A 17,706-nucleotide genomic window follows, 5' to 3' on the forward strand; every position below is an offset into this window, starting at 1 on the left:
GTCTTGGGCTCAGACATGGCCGAGTTTGCCACGCAGGTCGCTGAGCAAGGGCAGCACGGCCATGCCGGTCAGCAGCATGGCAAAGGGCAGGGTGGCGCTGAAACCCAAGGTCTTGAAGGCCATGGCACCGATCAGGCCGCCGCTGAAAAACAGCCCCAAGATGATCAAATGGATGCGGATTTTGTCGCGATTGGCGACCACGCGGTGCGCTTCATCGGCTTCAGCCAGCCGGTTCCAGTAAAGCAGTCGGCCCAGTTCAATGCCGAGATCGGTGATCACGCCGGTCATGTGGGTGGTGCGGATCTCAGCCTTCGAGATTTTGGTCACCATGGCGTTTTGCAGGCCCATGATGAAACACAGCAGCGCCACGGTCGAAGGCACGAACAGATCGACGTAGAGATGCAAGTTGGCCCCCATCAGGCCAAAGAGCAGCAGCAAGGCGGCCTCAACCATCAAGGGCAGGGCAAATTCACCGCGCAGATGTCGGCGTCGGCCCCAATTCACCAGCACGGCCGAGGTGATGGCCCCCAGCACAAAGGCCAGCAAACAAGCCAGCCCAGCCATGGCCAGCAGCATCTCGCCGATGACAAGGTTGTCGGCAATCGACGAGACGATGCCGCTCATGTGTGAGGTGTAGCGCTGCACCGCCAGAAAACCACCGGCGTTGATGGCGCCAGCCACGAAGGCCAGCACGCCCCCAAGCTGCCGGTTGGCACGCTGGGTGCGCTCCGGGGCGGTGAGGCGGTGTAGAAGTTGGGCGGCCATGAGAGCGGCGCATTGTAGGTAAACACCCTCTGCGTGCAAACCCGTGTTTCAGGGTGAAGGTTCAGACCCTGACAAATGTCACGTTCAGGGTCGTGCGGATGAGGATTCAGGCAAGATGCCCGGTTTTGGTCTTTCTTGACGGCATGAAGCTCAAACCTCGCCTTTTGCTGCTGACCGCGTTGATCGTCGTGGGGTCTGCGGGTGCGGCTTTCATGGTGGCGCGTGCGCTGGCGGAAGACATGATCGAGGATTGGGCCCAGCGTTATGCCATCAGGCAGGTGCTCTATCAAAAGAGCCACATGTTGCAGCCGATCCTGCGCGAGATGGATCTGGCCAGAAATCTGGCGCATGCCGCGCCGATCTTGGCGTGGGCGCATCACCCTGAGGACCCTGAACTGCGCCGGGAAGGCCTGCGGGAGCTGGAAGCCTATCGGCAGAATTTTCACGAGCACAGCTACTTTCTGGCCTTGGCGGGCAATCGGCACTACTACATGAACAACGCCGACAACGCCTTTGCCGGTCATGAGTGGCGTTACACCTTGGATCCTGATCATCCCAACAGCCGCTGGTTTTTTGAGTTGCTGCGGCAAAAGCGCGATATCCAAGTCAATGTCGAGCAAGACATGTCGCAAGAGACCGCCAACGTCTGGATCAACGTCTTGGTGCGTGAGGGCGATCAGGTGCTGGGGGTGACGGGCACGGGGCTCAATTTGCAGAATTTCTTGCACGACGTGGTGCAAAGCGATGAGCCGGGGGTGACGAGTCTGTACATCGATGATCAAGGCGCCATCCAGCTCCATCCCAACCGGGCACTGATCGATTACGCCTCCATCACCAAAGCAGCCACTGAACACAAAACCTTCTTCGCTTTGCTGGAAAGTGCCGCTGATCAGTCGGCGGTGAAACATGCTTTGGAGACGCTGCGCGTCGGTGAGCGAGCCTTCATCACCCAGCGAGTTCAGCTTGGCGAGCGTACTCACTTGCTCGGCATGGTGGCCTTGCCAGAAATCGGCTGGTATCAGATCACGTTGATGGATCTTTCGGTGATGTTGCCGCTCAGTCGCTTTGGAGCCATGGGCTTGGTTTATTTGGTGACGCTTTTGGTGGCCATGAGTTTGCTGGCGTGGTCGTTAAGTCGGTTGGTGTTGCGTCCCTTGGCACGGCTCAATGACGCCATGGCGCGGGTTTTGGCCGGTCAGCCGGTACCGCCGGAGCTGGTCCGAGAGGGCTCGGGCGAGATGCGCGATGTGATGCGCCACTTCAGCCACATGGCTGGCGTGGTGTTGGCATCCCGGCGCGAGTTGGAGGAAAAAGTGCGTGAACGCACGGCTGCCCTTGAGCATTTGGCCCAAGTCGATCCCATGACAGGCATCTTGAATCGGCGCGGCATGAGTGAACACATGGCCGCAGCCATCAGTCGTTCCCTGCTCGGTCAAGGCCAGAGTTTGGGCATCCTGTGGCTGGATGTGGATGATTTCAAACTCATCAACGATCAGCACAGTCATGCGGTGGGTGATGAAGCTCTGAAGATCATCGCGGCCCTGATCAGAGCCCATCTACGGCCGCACGATGAGGTCGCGCGCTGGGGTGGCGATGAATTCGTCGCCATCCTGTCATGGGTGGATGCCGAGCAGCTTGAGCAAGTGGCAGAGCGCATCCGCAGCGCCGTGGCGGCCCATGAAAGCCTGTTGGATGCAAAGGGTCAGCCGGTGCAGTTGCACCTCAGCGTGGGCGGGCACATCTTGCAACCCGGCGAAACCATGGCGACTTTCCTGCACTGCGCCGACCAAGCCCTGTATCGCGCCAAGGCGGCCGGGCGCAACTGCTATTGCAGTGCCTGAGATCAAGCGCCCAGCAAGGCCCGCTCGGCTGGGCCGACCCAGCGCCACTGACCCATGGGCAGATCGGCGGGCAGGACCAAGTTGCCCATTTGGCTGCGATGCAAGCTCTCCACATGGTTGCCGACCGCTGCGACCATGCGGCGCACTTGGTGGTATTTGCCTTCGCCCAAGGTCAGCGACAGGGAGCATTCGCCCGTGGCTTGGCAAGCGATGGCTGCCACCGGCTTGGGGTCGTCCAGCAAGACCACCCCGGCCAAGAGTTTGGCAATTTGCTCCGGGGTGACGGGGCGGGCGCATTGGGCTTGGTAGACCTTGGGCACATGGCGCTTGGGGTGCGTGAGGCGATGGATCAGCGCACCGTCTTCAGTCAGCAGCAGCATGCCGGTGGTGTCTTGATCCAGCCGACCGATGGGCTGCACGCCCCGGTTGCGTAGCGGCGGCGGTAACAAGGTCAGCACGCTGGGGTGGTGCTTGGGTTTTTGCGAGCACTCGTAATCGACCGGCTTGTTGAGCATCACCACGGCCTTGTCAAAAAACGGCCACGCGATGTCGTCCACCGTCAACACCAGCCCTTCGGTGTCGAACTCGGTGCTCGGGTCTTCGATCACCTGCCCACCCACAGCCACATGGCCTTGCTCAATCAGACCGGCACAAATCCGGCGTGTGCCGAAGCCTTGAGAAAACATCACATCCGATAAACGCATCACAGCCCATCCAGCCTTGTCTTGAAAAGTTAGGCGAGATTCTGAGGCAAGTGCCGACCAACGCGACAGGCCCGCTGATCAGCGCTTGATCAGCACCATCTGGCTGCCTTCGCGTTGCATGGCAAAGCGGCTGAGGAAGCTGTTGCCGAGCAAGACGACGGGCATGTCGTGTTCGACGACGATGGCGTCGATCTGGTGCAGTTCGACGTCACGTACTCGCAGGCTGCTTAGGCTGAGGCGCCAAGCAGGGGCTTGACCGTTGGCGGTTTGGGTGACAAGCGGTGTGCCTTTGCGGTAGTCGAGGCCCAAGCGCTCGGCCACCTTGGCCGACATCGTGACCATGGTGGCCCCGGTATCGATCAGAAAGTTGACCGACTGATTGTTGATGCTGCCGGGGACTTGAAAGTGTCCGCCCGAGCTGGCCATCAGCACGATGCGCCCACCGCTGCTTGATTCTCGGCCGCCGTCACCGCTGCCGCCCAAGGCCGTGGGGCTGCCGAGGTTGAGCCACAGGCTGCGACCGTTCAAGCTAACTTGAGCGCGGTCGTCGCTCAAGGCCAGCAGCCGCAAGCCTTGGTTTTCTTGACCCACGCCCAGCATGCGCGTTTGACCATCCACCACCAACAACGCCCGCTCGCCCATCCGCCCGCTGTAGCTCAGGCTTTGACTGAGGGCGGGCAGGGCATGGAGGAGGGTGCAGAGCAGGGTGATGAGGCTGCGCATGGTTGTCATCTCAGTCCTGCCAGTTTTCGATCATCAAACCCGGAACTCTGGCGAATTCACGCACGTTGCGTGTGACAAGTACGAGTCCGTGCGCCCGAGCAATAGCAGCAATTTGGGCGTCATAGGGGCCAATGGGGGTGCCGAGTTTTGCCAGATGGGCGCGGATTTCGCCGCAATGTTGCGTGGCCTCCCCCGCGAAGGGTAGAGAGGTGAGCCAAGAGAGCAGGGTCTGAACACGGCGGCCGTTTTCGGTGGGACGCTCACTTTTGGCGACCCCAAACCAGAGTTCGGCCTCTACCGGCGCACAAAGACGCAAGGCCTCATGTCCGGCGCGGTGAACTTGGCCAAGAACGGTGGGGTGCTCTTTGAGGATGGCGATCACGACGTTGGTGTCGAGTAGGTCGGCCATGATCAGAATGCATCCCGAGGGACATCCATCGTGGGCGAGGACTCGGGGATGTCATCGGGAAAGTCGGCACTCAGGCCACCGGCAATGGCCGCCAGAAAGTGCTCGGTACTGGGGGCGGCGTGAGGGGGCTGAACCCATTCCGATGATGTTGTTGGGGAGCCATAGCGTCGAGCAAGAAACTCGATGAAATCCAAGGCCTCACGTGCGGCAGCCTCAGGAAGTGTGAGGCTGCGTTGATAGATGGTCTGGGCATAGTTCATGGCATGGCTCCCAAGTAATAGGGTGAGGGTGAGATCAATCCCGAAAGTTGTTGAAGCTCAGCGGGGCTTCGGTGATTTCTTTTTTGAGCAGGGCCATCACGGCTTGGAGGTCGTCGCGTTTGGTGCCGGTGACGCGCACGGTGTCGCCTTGGATGCTGGCTTGGACCTTGATCTTGCTTTCTTTGATGGTTTTTTGGATTTTTTTGCCCAAGTCGCCTTCAATGCCCGCCTTGACGATGATCTTTTGCTTGAGCTTGTCGTGGCTCATTTTTTCGGGCTTGGCGCTGCTGTCGAGAAAGCGGCTGTCCACGCCGCGCTTGCTCATTTTGTTCAGCAGCACATCGGTGACTTGGCCGAGCTGGAAGTCGCTGTCGGCAAACAGCGTCAGCTCTTTTTCCTTTTGTTCGATGCGAGCGTCCGAGCCCTTGAAATCGAAGCGCGTGCCGATCTCTTTGTTGCTCTGTTCAATGGCGTTTTTGACCTCGACGAGGTTGGGTTCGAGCACGGTATCGAAGCTGGGCATGGGGTCTCTTTTCTGGGTTGAAGCGATGCAAAAGCCGCTGAGCAAGCGGGTATGAAGGAAAATTCTGCCATGCGTATTGAAACCGGCGTCAATCTCCAGCCCCACAACACCCTCGGCCTGCCTGCCATGGCCGAGACGTTGATCCATATCGAGACCGAACGGGGCGTGCGCAGCGTGGTCAATCACCCGGTGTACGGCAGGGCGCCGAAGTTCATTCTGGGTGGCGGCAGCAACGTGGTGTTGGCGCGCGATCTCTCGGCCTGTGTGCTGAAAATCGAGATTGCGGGCCGGCGCTTGCTCGAAGAGCGCGAGGATGCTTGGATCATCGAAGCCGGCGCTGGCGAGCCTTGGCATGACTTGGTGATGTGGACCTTGGCGCAAGGTTGGCCGGGCCTGGAAAACCTCGCCCTGATCCCCGGCACGGTGGGTGCTGCGCCGGTGCAAAACATCGGCGCCTACGGCCTAGAGCTGGCGGATCGGCTGGAGTCGGTGATTGCGGTCGATCTGATCACCGGCCGCACGGTGGAGTTGGATGCACGCCAATGCCGCTTTGGCTACCGCGACAGCGTCTTCAAGCAAGCGTTGGCGGGCAAGAGCGTGATCACGCGGGTGCGGCTGCGGCTGCCCAAGCCGTGGCAGCCGGTGCTGGGTTATTTGGACTTGCAGCGCAAGCTCGAAGAAAACCCTGGTGTGGCACCCAGCCCCGATCAAATTGCCGCGTGGGTGTGCGAGATCCGCCGCGCCAAGCTGCCCGATCCGGCCCTGATCGGCAACGTAGGCAGCTTTTTCAAAAACCCAGTGGTCACGGCTGAGCAGTGCCGCGACATCATTGCTCGCGACCCGCATCTGGTGCATTACCCGATGGACGACGGTCACTTCAAGCTGGCGGCGGGTTGGTTGATCGACGCCTGTGGCTGGAAGGGCAAAGCCATTGGCCACGCAGCGGTCCACGACCGACAAGCCTTGGTGCTGGTGAACCGGGGCGGGGCGCGTGGGGCGGAGATCATCACGCTGGCCAACGCCATCCAGGTGAGCGTCTACGGCCGCTTTGGTATCCGTCTGGAGCCCGAGCCGATCATCGTGGCGTGAGGCCTAGCGAGGAAGGCTCCGGAAAGACCCGCTCGATCTCGACCTCGCGCACGCCGTTCAACACGCCCAGACGCAGCGCAGCGGTGTAGGACAAATCAATGATCCTGCCGTCCACAAACGGCCCCCGATCGTTGATGCGCACCACGACTGAGCGTTGATTGGCGGGATTGCGCACCCGCACATAGCTGGGCAGTGGCAAGGTGGGGTGTGCGGCGCTCATGGCGAACATGTCGTAGCGCTCACCGCTGGCGGTGGGTTGGCCGTGATAAGCGCGGCCATACCAAGAGGCCAGGCCTTGTTCTCGCAAGGGCGCGTCTGCCGCCAAAGGGACGTAGAGCCGGCCGTTGAGCCCGTAAGCCTTGTTCGGCCCCCCAGCCCGGATGGGTTCCGGCCGGGGTTGGGCATCCGGGGTTTGCAGCAGCCGCTCAAGTTGCTGCGCTGAGAGCCCCAGCGGTGGCCCATCTGGCACCGCCGGCCGACTGGCGCAACCGGCCAGTAGCGCCAAGGCGATGACGACACTGCGCCCTAGAAGGTGACCAAGGCGACGACGATCCACCACCCTCTCAGGTTCCTGGTGCCACGCAGTACACCTGAGCGGTGCGCGGCGTGAAGGGGTTGATGAAAGGGATCGGGATAAAGATCGAGGTCAGCGTGTTGAGCAACACGTCGGTGAAGGCCAGTGAGGATTCGACACGAGCGACTTGGTTGGCTTCATGAGCACAAGCTGCTGCTGCATCGACTTCCTGTGTTTGGCCGATGCCACTCAGAAAGAACGGCTGCATCCGGTCCACCCGGGGGGCCGACATGGCCGGGGAGTCTGAAACCCGGAACGATTGGGTGGCGCAGCCACTGCTGAGCGCCACCACCAAGGCGAGTACGGTCATGCGCTTTTTCATGGTTTGGCCCCGGCATGGATGCAATAGACCTGCGCGGTTCTTGGGGTGTAGATCCCCAAGGTCAGGCCGGTCAGAAGGATGTCGAGACCGGTTTGTACGGTTTCAAGGCGAGCGATGTTCTTGGCCCCGTGACAGACCTCGACCGCATCTATCTCACGACTTTGGCCGATGCCCGAGAAGAAAAAGGCTTGGCTGGTGCTCAGATCCGGTTCAGGGGCACCGCCACCACGCAGGGTGTAGCCCTGTGTGGCGCAGCCGCCCAAGCCCCCAAGAACCACGATCAAGGCGGTCAGAAATAAAGTTTTATGCGTCATGGAAAAGAGGTTTGTTGACGATTGGGCGTCAGAACTTTTGGGCTATCGAGATCGCCACCCCCGCCGAGCGCGGCACGGAGCCAGTGTCGGTGCTGTTGGTGGCGCTGCTGACATGCGCGTCGAAGTTGAAAATGCCCCAGCTCATGCCCAAACCGTAGCTGGTGAGCTTGGTGCCGACCAAGTCTTGACGATAGCCCACGCGCAGACTGGGCACGATGTGGCTCAGGAGGGCCCCGACATAGGGCACGTCATAGCGTTCGGCGTTGTAGCTGGCCCCCAACGTCACGACTTGATGGGCTTCACCCACAAAGTCGGTGGTCTCATTCAAGGCCATGCTGCCTTGGAGTAACCAACGCTGGTTGCTGCTACGCACCGCCCCTTCGACCACCACGTGCGGTTTGAGCGAGACCGAGTCATCCAGCTTGACTTTGCCCATGGCGGCCAAAGTCTGGGCTGCCAGATTGTTGGCCGGGTTGGGGTCGCTGCGCAGATCGGGGTAGCGCAGCGACGGATTGTTCAGGTTGTAAAGCGTGGCCCCGAGTTGGTAGTTTTCGTGGTGCCAAGCCACCCCCACGTCCAAGCCGATGGCGTTGGCTTGGCTGCGCAGGGCTGGATCGTTGCCATTGCCGTTGAAGGTGGTGGCATTGCCGTTGGCGTCCACCACCGCAGCGAGTTGCCGGTAGAGCTGGGCGTTGTAGTTACTGAGCCGCATACCCACATCCAACTGCGAGGCCAGCTCGGTGGGGATGCGGTCCTTGTAGCCCGCAGGGATGACCTGCGAGATCTTGGCGGCATAGCCCAAGCTGACTTGCTGCACCACTGCGCCCTTGATATCGAGCCCGGAAGCGGTGGTCACCGCATAGCTGGTGGTGGCGGTGGGCGGTGTGGCCGAGTTGAACTTGGTGATCAAGGTCTGAGCCGTGGCCTGATCGGCTGGGCTCAACATGCCTTGAATCGCTTGAAGGGCACTGCTTTGCGCGGCTGGGGTGTTGGCGCTTTGCAGGTTGGTCAACTGCGCGACCAGTTGATTGGTGGGCACATTGAGTTGCAGATGGTTGACGCTGGGGTCCGTACTGGCGAACTTGACCAGCACGGCAGCGTCCGAGGTCCGTAAAGCACCCCCGCCTTGCATCTGCGCGCTCATGTTGAAGGTCCAGACTCCCGGCAGCCAATCCTTGCTGCGCACGATGATCGGTGACAGCAGCGAGGTGTATCCCTGCACGTTGACGTGCAGACCGCGCTCAAGCAAGGGCAGGAAACGAGCATTGATCTCGTTGACGGTGGTTTGCGCCGAGGCGGCGCTGTTGGCCGCTTGCGCCGCATCAATCTTGGCTTTGAGGGCGTCGGTTTCCTGCTTGAGGTTATCGATTTGCCCCATTTCAGCCTGAAAGCCAAAGTCCAACAGCCCAAAACGCACGTGGCTGTCTTGATCGATCAAGCGCTCAGCGTTGGCGGGGTTAAAGACGGAGGAGCCGAGATTGGAGCGGTTGAAGCCAGGGCCCACCGTCATGCTGTAGCCGGGGCTGGCCAAGGACTGATTGGCGCTGGCCGCTTGGGCCCACAGCAGCAAGACAGGCGCAAGCGCGAGAGCCAGAGGGCGACGGGCGTGCAACGGACGTAAGACGGTGATGCTGTTCATGTCGATGACTCCACAGTTTTTTCGAGTGTAGAGGAGCCATCAGGCGCCATGAGCTGAGGCGTGTCAACAAGCCTCGAATTGATCCCATGCTTGAAGGGCCTCGGCGGCGTACATCAGGGACGGACCCCCTCCCATGTAAACGGCCACGGCCAAGGTTTCATCGAGCTCGGCACGCGTGGCCTCAAGGCGTTTGAGGGCCTTGATGTGAAAACCGATGCAACCCGCACAGCGCTGACTCACGCCGATGGCCAAGGCCATCAGTTCTTTGTGTTTTTCCGACAACACCCCAGCGGCCATCGCCCCTTGTGCCATGGCAGAGAAGCCTTGCATCGTGGGCTTTTGGGACTGGCGCAGGCTGCTGAGTTGGCGGTTGATCTGTTGGGTGAGTTCGGGATAGTTCGTGGCGGACATGGAAAGGGCATCAAAAGTCAGTACACCCTACAGGGTATGCGAAAAACTAAGTAATTACCCTGATTTGCATCAAGACGCACGGGTTACGGCTCAAGGCTCACAACCACCGGTGCGTGATCGCTGGGGCGCTCGTTGCGGCGCGGCGCTTTGTCGATCGTGCAGCTGCTGACACCCGCGTGCAGGGCGGTGCTGACCAAGATGTGGTCGATGCGCAGGCCTTGGTTTTTGCGAAAAGCCAAGTTGCGGTAATCCCACCAGCTCCAACTGCGCGGTGCTTGCTCGAAGAGCCGGAACGCATCCACCAGCCCCAGACCCAGCAGGTCTTGGAAGGCTTGGCGTTCTTCGGGCGTGCAGTGAATTTGCCCCGCCCAAGCCACGGGATCAAAGACGTCACGGTCTTCGGGGGCGATGTTGAAGTCGCCCATCAGCACCAAGCGTGGGTGCTGGCGCAGTTCGGTGCGCAGCCAAGCGATCAAGGCGGCAAGCCAGCGCTTTTTATAGACAAACTTGTCGCTGTCCGGCGCTTGGCCGTTGGGGATGTAGACGCCGATCACCCGTAGGGGACCGCTTGGGTTGGGCAGCGTGCCGGCGATGACGCGGGCTTGGTCGTCTTCCAAGCCCGGGATGTTTTTCACCACGTCCAAGATCGGTTGACGGGTGATGAGGGCCACACCGTTGTACGTTTTCTGACCAAACCACGCCGCTTGCCAGCCAGCTTCAGCCAAGGCTTCAACGGGGAAACGGTCGTCGGTCAGCTTGGTTTCTTGCAGCACCACGGCATCGGGTTGTGCTTGGGCGAGCCAATCGATCAATTGCGGTAAACGCACTCCCAAGGAGTTGACGTTCCAAGTGGCGAGCTTCATGGCTGCTTTCCTTCAATTTTCTTGCGTCATACTGACGACTCAGTGGCGTAAAGACCGAGATCCGATATGAAAACTTTGATTTTGGGCCTGGTGCTTTTTCTAGGTCCGCATGCTGTGCGTATCGTGGCCGATGAATGGCGCAGCCAACAGATCGCCCGTTGGGGCGAGAAACCATGGAAAGCGGTGTTTTCTTTGTTGTCGTTGCTCGGACTGGTGCTGATCGGCTGGGGTTATGGCGCGGTTCGACTTGAAACGACAGACCTCTGGGTTCCTCCGGTGTGGACCCGTCATTTGGCCGCTTTGTTGACCTTGCCGGCCTTTGTGCTTTTGGCCGCAGCCCATGTGCCTGGCTCACGCATGAAAGCCCAAATCGGTCATCCGATGTTGTTGGGGACCTTGTTATGGGCTGTGGCGCACCTGTTGGCCAATGCCCGTGTGGCCGATCTGCTGCTCTTTGGCAGCTTTGCCCTGTGGTCAGCGCTGGCGTTCCGCGCGGCCCGCCGCCGCGACAGCCGTGACGGGGTGATTCGTGAAGGCCGAGCCGGGCGCAATGCCATCTCAGCCCTCAGTGGTTTGGTCGCTTGGGTGGCGTTTGCCTTCTGGTTGCACCCCCTCTTGATTGGGGTGCGGCCTTTCGGGGGAGCCTGATCGGTTGATGCTGATTTTTAGATGTGCAGCATCGCTGCAATGCCGACGATCACGCCGGCAGCAGCGGTGCCAAACATGCCCCATTCCAGCCACTTGCGCCGCGTCAGCAAAGCGATCGCGGCCAAGGCGATGGCGATCTGAAGCACGGTGGTGGCCTGCGCCCAGCGGTGATGCAGGTGCAACTGCTCATCGGACTTCTTGTCCCAATCGGTGGACTCGGTTTCAAGCTTTTCAGCCGCCACCTTGATGTCGGCTTTTTCCTTCTTGTAGCGGTCCACTTCAGCGCGGTAGGGTTCCTTCTTGTCCTCGGCCACCAGCACCATGGCCAGTTCCGCCATGTTTTGCTTGCTGCTCTTGGACTGATAGAAGTTCCACTGGTTGGACGCTTCGGTCTTTTTGATGGCCGCGTTGTTCTTGAACAAGCTGGCGTTGGCTTGGGTCGCCCCGCCCATGTAGGAAAACAGCGCCCCGATGGTGGCCAAGATGGCGGTCATGACGGCGACTTGACCGGCAAAACTGTCATCGCTACCGCCGTGAGCACCGCCGTGGGCCGCGTGCTCAACAGCGTGATCGTGGGGGCCGTGAACGTGAAAACCGTGGTCAGACATGGATGAGTCTCTGCTTAGTTTGTGGGGATGGATAAACGGGTGTAGGTGACAAACGCGATGTCGGTGTGGGGCAGCGCGGCCGAATGGATCAAGCGGCGATCACTGACGCGGAAAGCGCGCCGATTCCAACTCGGAAAGACCGCATCACCGTCTTCGTCGCGGTCCACCTCGGTGAGGATCAATTCATCGGCCATGCCGATGGCTTGGGCGTAGATTTGCGCGCCACCGATGATGCAAATGCGGGGTGGACGGGTCTCGGCCGGCGTGCTTGCGAGGCACTGTTCGGCCAAGCGCAGCGCCTCAGCCAAAGAGTCGGTGCGCGTGGCGCCCACGGCTTGCCAGCTGCTTTGGCGCGTCAGCACGATGTTGTGCCGGCCTGGCAGCGGCCGGAAACGCTCCGGCAGCGAGTCCCACGTCTTGCGGCCCATGATCACCGGGCAGCCTTGGGTGACTTGGCGGAAATGCACCATGTCTTCGGGCAAGCGCCACAGCAGTTGGTTGTCGCGGCCGATGGTGCCGTTGCGCGCCACGGCGGCGACCAACGTGATGCGTGGGGGGCAGGTCTTCATGGCGTCAAAATTTGGCAGCGTCTTTATACCGCCACCGGGGCTGAGATGGCTGGGTGATGCTGGTAGTTGTGCACCACAAAATCGGCCAAGTCGTGATCGAAGATCGACGCTGGCCGGCGCAGGATCTCCAGCTTTGGCAGCGGCAAAGGTTCGCGGCTCAGTTGCAGATCGACTTGCGCAGCATGGTTGCTGTAGATGTGGCAGTCGCCGCCCGTCCAGATGAAGTCGCCCACCGCCAAATCGCATTGCTGCGCCACCATGTGGGTCAGCAGCGCGTAGCTGGCGATGTTGAAGGGCACGCCCAAGAACAAGTCGGCGCTGCGTTGATAGAGCTGGCAAGAGAGCCGGCCGTCGGCGACGTAGAACTGGAACAGCGCGTGACACGGCATCAGCGCCATGGCGTCCAAGTCGGCCACATTCCACGCACTGACGATCATGCGGCGCGAGTCGGGGCTGCGGCGGATTTGCTCGATCACTTGGCTGATCTGGTCGATGTGACGGCCGTCGGCGGTCGGCCAAGAGCGCCACTGCACGCCGTAGACCGGGCCCAAATCACCGTCTTCCTTGGCCCACTCGTTCCAGATCGAGCAGCCGCGTTCTTGCAGCCAGCGCACATTGCGCTCGCCACGCAGGAACCAGAGCAACTCCAGAATCACCGATTTGAGATGCACCCGTTTGGTCGTGATGAGCGGGAAGCCTTCGGCCAGATTGAAGCGCATCTGGTGGCCGAAGATGCTCTTGGTGCCGGTGCCGGTGCGGTCGGTCTTGGGGGTGCCGTGGTCGCGCACGTGGCGCAGCAGCTCTTCAAAGGGATGGTGTGCGGTCATGGGCAAAAAACAAAGGGTTCAGGCGCTGAACTGCATGGCGGCCAAGCGGGCGTAAAGGCCGCCCCGGGCCACCAGCTCGGTGTGCGTGCCTTGGTCGATGATCCGGCCGGCGTCGAGCACCACGATGCGGTCGGCGCGTTGCACGGTGGCCAAGCGGTGCGCGATGACCAAGGTGGTGCGGTCTTGCATGGCGGCTTCTAGGGCGGACTGCACCACGCGTTCGCTTTCAGCGTCGAGCGCGCTGGTGGCTTCGTCGAGCAGCAGCAGCGGCGGGTTTTTCAGGATGGCGCGTGCAATGGCCAAGCGTTGGCGCTGACCGCCCGACAAGCGCACGCCGCGCTCGCCCAGATAACTGCCGTAGCCCTCGGGCAGCGCCATGATGAAGTCGTGAGCGTGCGCGGCCTTGGCTGCGGCTTCCACGTCAGCGATGCTGGCTTCGGGCCGACCGTAGCGGATGTTTTCCAGCGCGCTGGTGGAAAACACCGTGCTGTCTTGCGGCACGATGGCCATGCGTTGGCGCAAGTCCGCCAGCGAGGCTTGGTCGATGGGCACGCCGTCGAGCAAGATGCGTCCCTGCTGAGCGTCATAAAAACGCAGTAGCAACTGAAAAACAGTGCTCTTGCCGGCCCCACTGGGCCCCACGAGGGCCACGGTTTCACCGGCGCGGATATCGAGCACGAACTGGCTGAGCGCGGCTTGATCGGGGCGCGAGGGGTAGTTGAACTGCACGCCCTCGAAGCGCACCGTCGAGCCATGCGTGGTTGGCGGCAAGGCCTGCGGTTGGCTGGGTTCTTGCACCGACGAGCGCGTGGCGAGCAACTCCATCAAGCGCTCGGTGGCACCGGCGGCGCGCAGCATGTCGCCCCAGACTTCCGACAGCACCGCCACCGAGCCCACCAAAAGCATCACAAACACCACCGTCTGACCGAGGTGACCGGCGCTGATCTTGCCGTCCATCACCGCTTGGGTGCCTTGGTACAGGCCCCAAAGCAGCGCGCCAAAGGTGGCGCTGATGATGAAACCGACCAAGGCCGCGCGCACCCGTGTGCGCCGTTTGGCGGTGTCAAAAGCACCTTCGGCCGCGACCAGATAGCGCCCGGCTTCGCGGCTTTCTTGGGCGTAGCTTTGCACCACCGGAATCGCGTTGAGCACCTCAGCGGCGATGGCGCTGGTGTCGGCGATGCGGTCTTGGCTGGCGCGTGACAGGCGGCGCACCCGGCGGCCAAAGTAGATCGAGGGCAACACCACCAGCACCAAGATGCCCAGCACCTGCGTCATCACATAAGGGTTGGTGACGATCAGCATGCCCAGCGCACCCAGACCCATCACGGCGTTGCGCAGACCCAAGCTCAAGGAGGAGCCGACGACGGTTTGCACCAAGGTGGTGTCGGTGGTCAGGCGGGAAAGGACTTCGCCGGTGGCGGTGGTTTCGAAGAAGCCGGGGCTTTGGCGCACCACGTGGGCGTAGACGGCGCTACGCAGATCGGCCGTGACGCGCTCACCCAGCCACGTGACCATGTAAAAGCGTGCCGCTGAGAACACACCCAAAGCGACACCCAAGCCGAAAAGGGCCAGAAAGTGTTCACGCAAGGCCACCAAGCGTTGGCCGGTGGCTGCGGGGTCGGGCGCACTCCCTTGAGGCAGGCCTTGATCGATCAGGGTGCGTAAGGCCATGGGCACGGCCAAGGTTGCCAAGGCGGCACCGACCAAGAAAAGCAGCGCCAAGGCGATGCGGCCACGGTACGGTCGCAGGAACGGCAGCAGTCCGCTCAAGGAGCGCACCGGCGCGGTGGCGGGCGTCGATGGCATCGCTGGGGTGGATGCTTGAGTCATGGTGTTTTTCAGTGCATGGCCTGGGCCCGCACCATGTTGGTGTAGAGCCCGTTGTGGGCGATGAGTTCGTTGTGTGAGCCTGATTCCGCCACCCGACCGTCCAGCATGACGACGATGCGGTCGGCGTTGCGCACGGTGCTCAAGCGATGGGCAATCAGGATCAAGGTTTTTTTGCCGTGCCACTGCTCGATGGATTGCTGCACCGTGCGCTCCGATTCGGTATCGAGGGCCGACGTGGCCTCGTCGAACAACCACACCGGCGCGTCTTTGTAGAGCGCCCGCGCGATGGCCAAACGCTGGCGCTGACCGCCGGAGAGCCGGCTGCCGTTGGTGCCGACCGAGGTGTGGATGCTCTCGGGCAGCGAGACGACGAAATCCCACAGATTGGCCGAGCGCAAGCACTCTTCGATGCGTGCTGGATCAATCGGTTGGGCGTAGGCCACGTTGGCGGCAATCGAGCCCTCAAACAGCACGATGTCTTGCGAGACCACCGCGAACTGGCGGCGCAGATCGGCCTTGCGCACTTCCGTGAGATCCACCCCATCGAGGCGGACCGTGCCGCTGGTGGGGGCGATAAAGCCCAGCACGGTGCTGATGATGGTGGTTTTGCCTGCGCCGGAAGGACCGACCAAAGCGATGGTCTTGCCAGCCGGGATGTCCAAGTTCAAGCCTTGCAAGGCCGGCTTGTCGGTGCCTTCGTACTGGATGGCCACTTGATCAAAGTGAATCTGGCCGGTAAAGCCGGGCAGATCCTTGGTGCCTTGATCGGGCTCAGGCGGGGTGTCCATCAGTTCAAACGAGGCCTTGGCCACGATCAGGCCGTTCAGGATCGGCTGCGAGATGTCGGTGAGGTGCCGCATGGGCGAGATCGTCATCAGCAAAGCGGTGAGGAAGGCGACGAAATCACCCACCGAGGTGCCTTGTTGGGCCGACTCCACCAGCGCCAAGGTCAGGATCAAGGCCACGCCGGCGCTGGCGATGATTTGAGTCAACGGCGTCATGGTCGAGCTCGCGGCCACGTTTTTCAGCGTCAGGCGGTGCAGTTGCTCGGCTTCGTGTTGGAAGCGCTGCTTTTCAAAGTCAGCGGCGTCGAAGGTCCGCACCACGCGCCATGCGCGGGTCACGTCATCGACGATGCCCACCAAGCGAACCTGCGATTCATACCAGAGCGTGCCTACCGCGTTGACGCGTTTATGCACCAAGCGCACCACCACAGCCAGCAGCGGCAGCGTGATGAGCGACAGCAGCGTGAGCTGCCAGTTGACGTAGAACAAGTAGCCCATCAAGGCCACCAAGGTGGTGCCGTCACGCAGCAAGGTGGTGACGGCGCTGGACAAGGAGCTGGCGGCCGATTGCGGGTCGTTGATGACTTTGCTGGCTGCCACACCGGGGCTGAGGCGGGTGTAGAGGCTGGCATCAGCCCGCAAAATCGCTGCGATCAAGTCAATCCGGATGGCCATCACGGCTTGCGAGGTGGACCAATTGAGCAAGTAGGTGCCCAAAAATGCCAGCAAACCCCGAACGGCAAACAGGCTGATCACCACCACCGGAACCACCCACAAGGGGTAGGGCAGCTTGCCTTTGAAGCCGGTATCGAGCAGTTGTTTGAAGAGCGCAGGGACAGCCGGTTCAACCGCAGCGGAGAGGAAGAAGAACAGCACCCCGAGAAGGCCGCCCCACTTGTAGGGCTTGATGTAGCGAAGGAGGCGAGAAGCGGTGGCTGGATGTGTCATGAGCGGCTGGGGCCGGAGGGAATACCGCTGCGGCGGGGTGTCGGTCTGCACAACCCCACAGCATGGGGACGGGCGATTGTATATTGGCCGACATGGCCTCTTATCCTGCGAATGTGCTGTTATCGCGTCGGCGTTGCCTTGATTCTCTCGGTTGTTTAGGGGCCGGTCTGGCTTTGGGCGTGGCTGGGTGTGGTCCTTCTGAGACACGTCACCAAGGTCCTGTGTACCGGGATCAGCCCGATGCCACGGGTCGTCCGGTGTGTCGCTGGGCGGTGCATCCGCTGCATAACCCCCGCAAATTGTTTGAGCGCTATCAGCCACTGATCGAGTGGCTCAACTTGAAAGTGCCCGAAGTGCGCTGGGTGCTGGAAGCCTCCAGAGACTATCCCGAGTACGAACGCAAATACCGCGCCCGCGCCTTTGAGTTCATCTTGCCCAACCCGTGGCAGACCTTGGACGCCATCAAATTTGGCTACCACGTGATCGCCATGGCCGGCGATCCCAAACAGTTCAAGGGTATTTTGATCGTGCGCCGGGACAGCCAGTTCAAGTCACCGCTGGACCTGAAGGGGCGCACCATCAGCTATCCGGCCCCCACCGCGTTGGCCGCATGCATGATGCCGCAGCTGTGGTTGCGTTCCCAAGGACTGAATGTGATGCGCGAGACCCGCAGCATGTTCGTGGGCTCGCATGAATCGACCCTCATGAATGTGTACTTGGGCAACTCGGCGGCTGGCGGAACGTGGCCGCCGCCGTGGAAAGTGTTTCAAAACGAGCACCCCAAGGAGGCTGCCGAGTTGATGCTGGCGTGGGAGACGCCGTCGCTGCTCAATACCTCGGTGATGGTGCGTGACGACGTGAGCCCGGCGGTGCGTGACGCCACCCGTCGGGCTTTGTTGAGTTTGGCCGATGCCCCGGAGGGCGCTGCAATGTTGGTTGGGCTGGACATGGATCGCTTTCATCCGGCCCAAGACAGCACGTACGAGGTGGTGCGGGACTATGTGGCCCGCTTTGAGCGCGAGATTCGGCCGGTGGAGGCGCTGTGAAAAAG

General features: G+C 61.3%; 21 protein-coding genes. 4 read left to right on the top strand and 17 right to left on the bottom strand.

The window, feature by feature from the left end:
- Positions 1 to 9: 9 nt before the first annotated feature.
- Entirely contained in the window at positions 10 to 765 is a 756-nt protein-coding gene (locus AB3X39_RS03105; RefSeq protein WP_369415895.1) for a YoaK family protein, read from the bottom strand.
- Positions 766 to 908: 143 nt separating this feature from the next.
- Between AB3X39_RS03105 and AB3X39_RS03110 the strand changes: the two genes are divergently transcribed.
- Positions 909 to 2,606, top strand: a complete 1,698-nt coding sequence (locus AB3X39_RS03110) for a GGDEF domain-containing protein (protein WP_369415896.1) — start codon at positions 909 to 911, stop codon at positions 2,604 to 2,606.
- A 2-nt stretch (positions 2,607 to 2,608) separates the two neighbouring features.
- Here the strand turns inward: AB3X39_RS03110 and AB3X39_RS03115 are convergent, their stop codons facing one another.
- The 5 genes from AB3X39_RS03115 to AB3X39_RS03135 all read right to left on the bottom strand — a co-directional run bounded on the left by AB3X39_RS03115 (position 2,609) and on the right by AB3X39_RS03135 (position 5,225).
- A complete protein-coding gene (locus AB3X39_RS03115; protein ID WP_369415897.1) occupies positions 2,609 to 3,310 on the bottom strand; it encodes a pseudouridine synthase in 702 nt (233 codons plus the stop codon).
- Between the two features lie 78 nt (positions 3,311 to 3,388).
- Positions 3,389 to 4,033 (bottom strand): retropepsin-like aspartic protease family protein, encoded by a 645-nt coding sequence (locus AB3X39_RS03120; protein ID WP_369415898.1) that lies wholly within the window; start codon positions 4,031 to 4,033, stop codon positions 3,389 to 3,391.
- A 10-nt stretch (positions 4,034 to 4,043) separates the two neighbouring features.
- The gene (locus AB3X39_RS03125) at positions 4,044 to 4,442 is read right to left on the bottom strand and encodes a type II toxin-antitoxin system VapC family toxin (protein ID WP_369415899.1); all 399 of its coding nucleotides are present in this window, start codon (positions 4,440 to 4,442) and stop codon (positions 4,044 to 4,046) included.
- 2 nt (positions 4,443 to 4,444) lie between these two features.
- Positions 4,445 to 4,702 (bottom strand): DUF2281 domain-containing protein, encoded by a 258-nt coding sequence (locus AB3X39_RS03130; protein ID WP_369415900.1) that lies wholly within the window; start codon positions 4,700 to 4,702, stop codon positions 4,445 to 4,447.
- Positions 4,703 to 4,736: 34 nt separating this feature from the next.
- Complete coding sequence (locus tag AB3X39_RS03135; RefSeq protein WP_369415901.1) at positions 4,737 to 5,225, bottom strand: YajQ family cyclic di-GMP-binding protein; 489 nt, start codon at positions 5,223 to 5,225, stop codon at positions 4,737 to 4,739.
- A 69-nt stretch (positions 5,226 to 5,294) separates the two neighbouring features.
- Here AB3X39_RS03135 and murB point away from each other — a divergent pair, with 69 nt between their 5' ends.
- Complete coding sequence (murB, locus tag AB3X39_RS03140; protein WP_369415902.1) at positions 5,295 to 6,314, top strand: UDP-N-acetylmuramate dehydrogenase; 1,020 nt, start codon at positions 5,295 to 5,297, stop codon at positions 6,312 to 6,314.
- On the opposite strand, the gene AB3X39_RS03145 is transcribed toward murB, so the two are convergent.
- From AB3X39_RS03145 to xth, 6 genes are all read right to left on the bottom strand, one after another.
- The gene (locus tag AB3X39_RS03145) at positions 6,301 to 6,870 is read right to left on the bottom strand and encodes a septal ring lytic transglycosylase RlpA family protein (RefSeq protein ID WP_369415903.1); all 570 of its coding nucleotides are present in this window, start codon (positions 6,868 to 6,870) and stop codon (positions 6,301 to 6,303) included. The two genes, murB and AB3X39_RS03145, sit on opposite strands and share 14 nt — an antisense overlap.
- 7 nt (positions 6,871 to 6,877) lie before the next feature.
- A complete protein-coding gene (locus AB3X39_RS03150; protein ID WP_369415904.1) occupies positions 6,878 to 7,210 on the bottom strand; it encodes a Bor/Iss family lipoprotein in 333 nt (110 codons plus the stop codon).
- The gene (locus AB3X39_RS03155) at positions 7,207 to 7,524 is read right to left on the bottom strand and encodes a Bor family protein (RefSeq protein ID WP_369415905.1); all 318 of its coding nucleotides are present in this window, start codon (positions 7,522 to 7,524) and stop codon (positions 7,207 to 7,209) included. The genes AB3X39_RS03150 and AB3X39_RS03155 overlap by 4 nt, the downstream gene beginning before the upstream one ends.
- 28 nt (positions 7,525 to 7,552) lie before the next feature.
- On the bottom strand, positions 7,553 to 9,163 hold the full coding sequence (gene traF, locus AB3X39_RS03160; RefSeq protein ID WP_369415906.1) for a conjugal transfer protein TraF: 1,611 nt from the start codon (positions 9,161 to 9,163) through the stop codon (positions 7,553 to 7,555).
- 63 nt (positions 9,164 to 9,226) lie between these two features.
- Complete coding sequence (locus AB3X39_RS03165) at positions 9,227 to 9,574, bottom strand: carboxymuconolactone decarboxylase family protein (protein WP_369415907.1); 348 nt, start codon at positions 9,572 to 9,574, stop codon at positions 9,227 to 9,229.
- An 83-nt stretch (positions 9,575 to 9,657) separates the two neighbouring features.
- A complete protein-coding gene (gene xth, locus AB3X39_RS03170) occupies positions 9,658 to 10,437 on the bottom strand; it encodes an exodeoxyribonuclease III (protein ID WP_369415908.1) in 780 nt (259 codons plus the stop codon).
- Positions 10,438 to 10,503: 66 nt separating this feature from the next.
- Here xth and AB3X39_RS03175 point away from each other — a divergent pair, with 66 nt between their 5' ends.
- Positions 10,504 to 11,085: an NnrU family protein gene (locus AB3X39_RS03175; protein ID WP_369415909.1), complete on the top strand. Its 582-nt coding sequence runs from the start codon at positions 10,504 to 10,506 to the stop codon at positions 11,083 to 11,085.
- A gap of 17 nt (positions 11,086 to 11,102) precedes the next feature.
- Here AB3X39_RS03175 and AB3X39_RS03180 read toward each other — a convergent pair whose 3' ends face one another.
- From AB3X39_RS03180 to AB3X39_RS03200, 5 genes are read right to left on the bottom strand one after another with little or no spacing between them, the layout of a single operon-like run.
- Positions 11,103 to 11,693 (bottom strand): DUF4337 domain-containing protein, encoded by a 591-nt coding sequence (locus tag AB3X39_RS03180; protein WP_369415910.1) that lies wholly within the window; start codon positions 11,691 to 11,693, stop codon positions 11,103 to 11,105.
- A 14-nt stretch (positions 11,694 to 11,707) separates the two neighbouring features.
- A complete protein-coding gene (locus AB3X39_RS03185) occupies positions 11,708 to 12,262 on the bottom strand; it encodes a dihydrofolate reductase (protein WP_369415911.1) in 555 nt (184 codons plus the stop codon).
- Positions 12,263 to 12,285: 23 nt separating this feature from the next.
- Entirely contained in the window at positions 12,286 to 13,089 is an 804-nt protein-coding gene (locus AB3X39_RS03190) for a thymidylate synthase (protein ID WP_369415912.1), read from the bottom strand.
- A gap of 18 nt (positions 13,090 to 13,107) precedes the next feature.
- A complete protein-coding gene (locus tag AB3X39_RS03195; RefSeq protein WP_369415913.1) occupies positions 13,108 to 14,922 on the bottom strand; it encodes an ABC transporter transmembrane domain-containing protein in 1,815 nt (604 codons plus the stop codon).
- An 8-nt stretch (positions 14,923 to 14,930) separates the two neighbouring features.
- Entirely contained in the window at positions 14,931 to 16,655 is a 1,725-nt protein-coding gene (locus AB3X39_RS03200) for an ABC transporter transmembrane domain-containing protein (protein WP_369415914.1), read from the bottom strand.
- A gap of 92 nt (positions 16,656 to 16,747) precedes the next feature.
- On the opposite strand from AB3X39_RS03200, the gene AB3X39_RS03205 reads away from it, so the two are divergent.
- The gene (locus AB3X39_RS03205; RefSeq protein ID WP_369415915.1) at positions 16,748 to 17,701 is read left to right on the top strand and encodes a phosphate/phosphite/phosphonate ABC transporter substrate-binding protein; all 954 of its coding nucleotides are present in this window, start codon (positions 16,748 to 16,750) and stop codon (positions 17,699 to 17,701) included.
- Positions 17,702 to 17,706: the final 5 nt, after the last annotated feature.

The sequence above is a fragment of the Leptothrix ochracea genome, assembly GCF_041083635.1.
Classification (GTDB): Bacteria; Pseudomonadota; Gammaproteobacteria; order Burkholderiales; family Burkholderiaceae_C; genus Sphaerotilus; species Sphaerotilus ochraceus.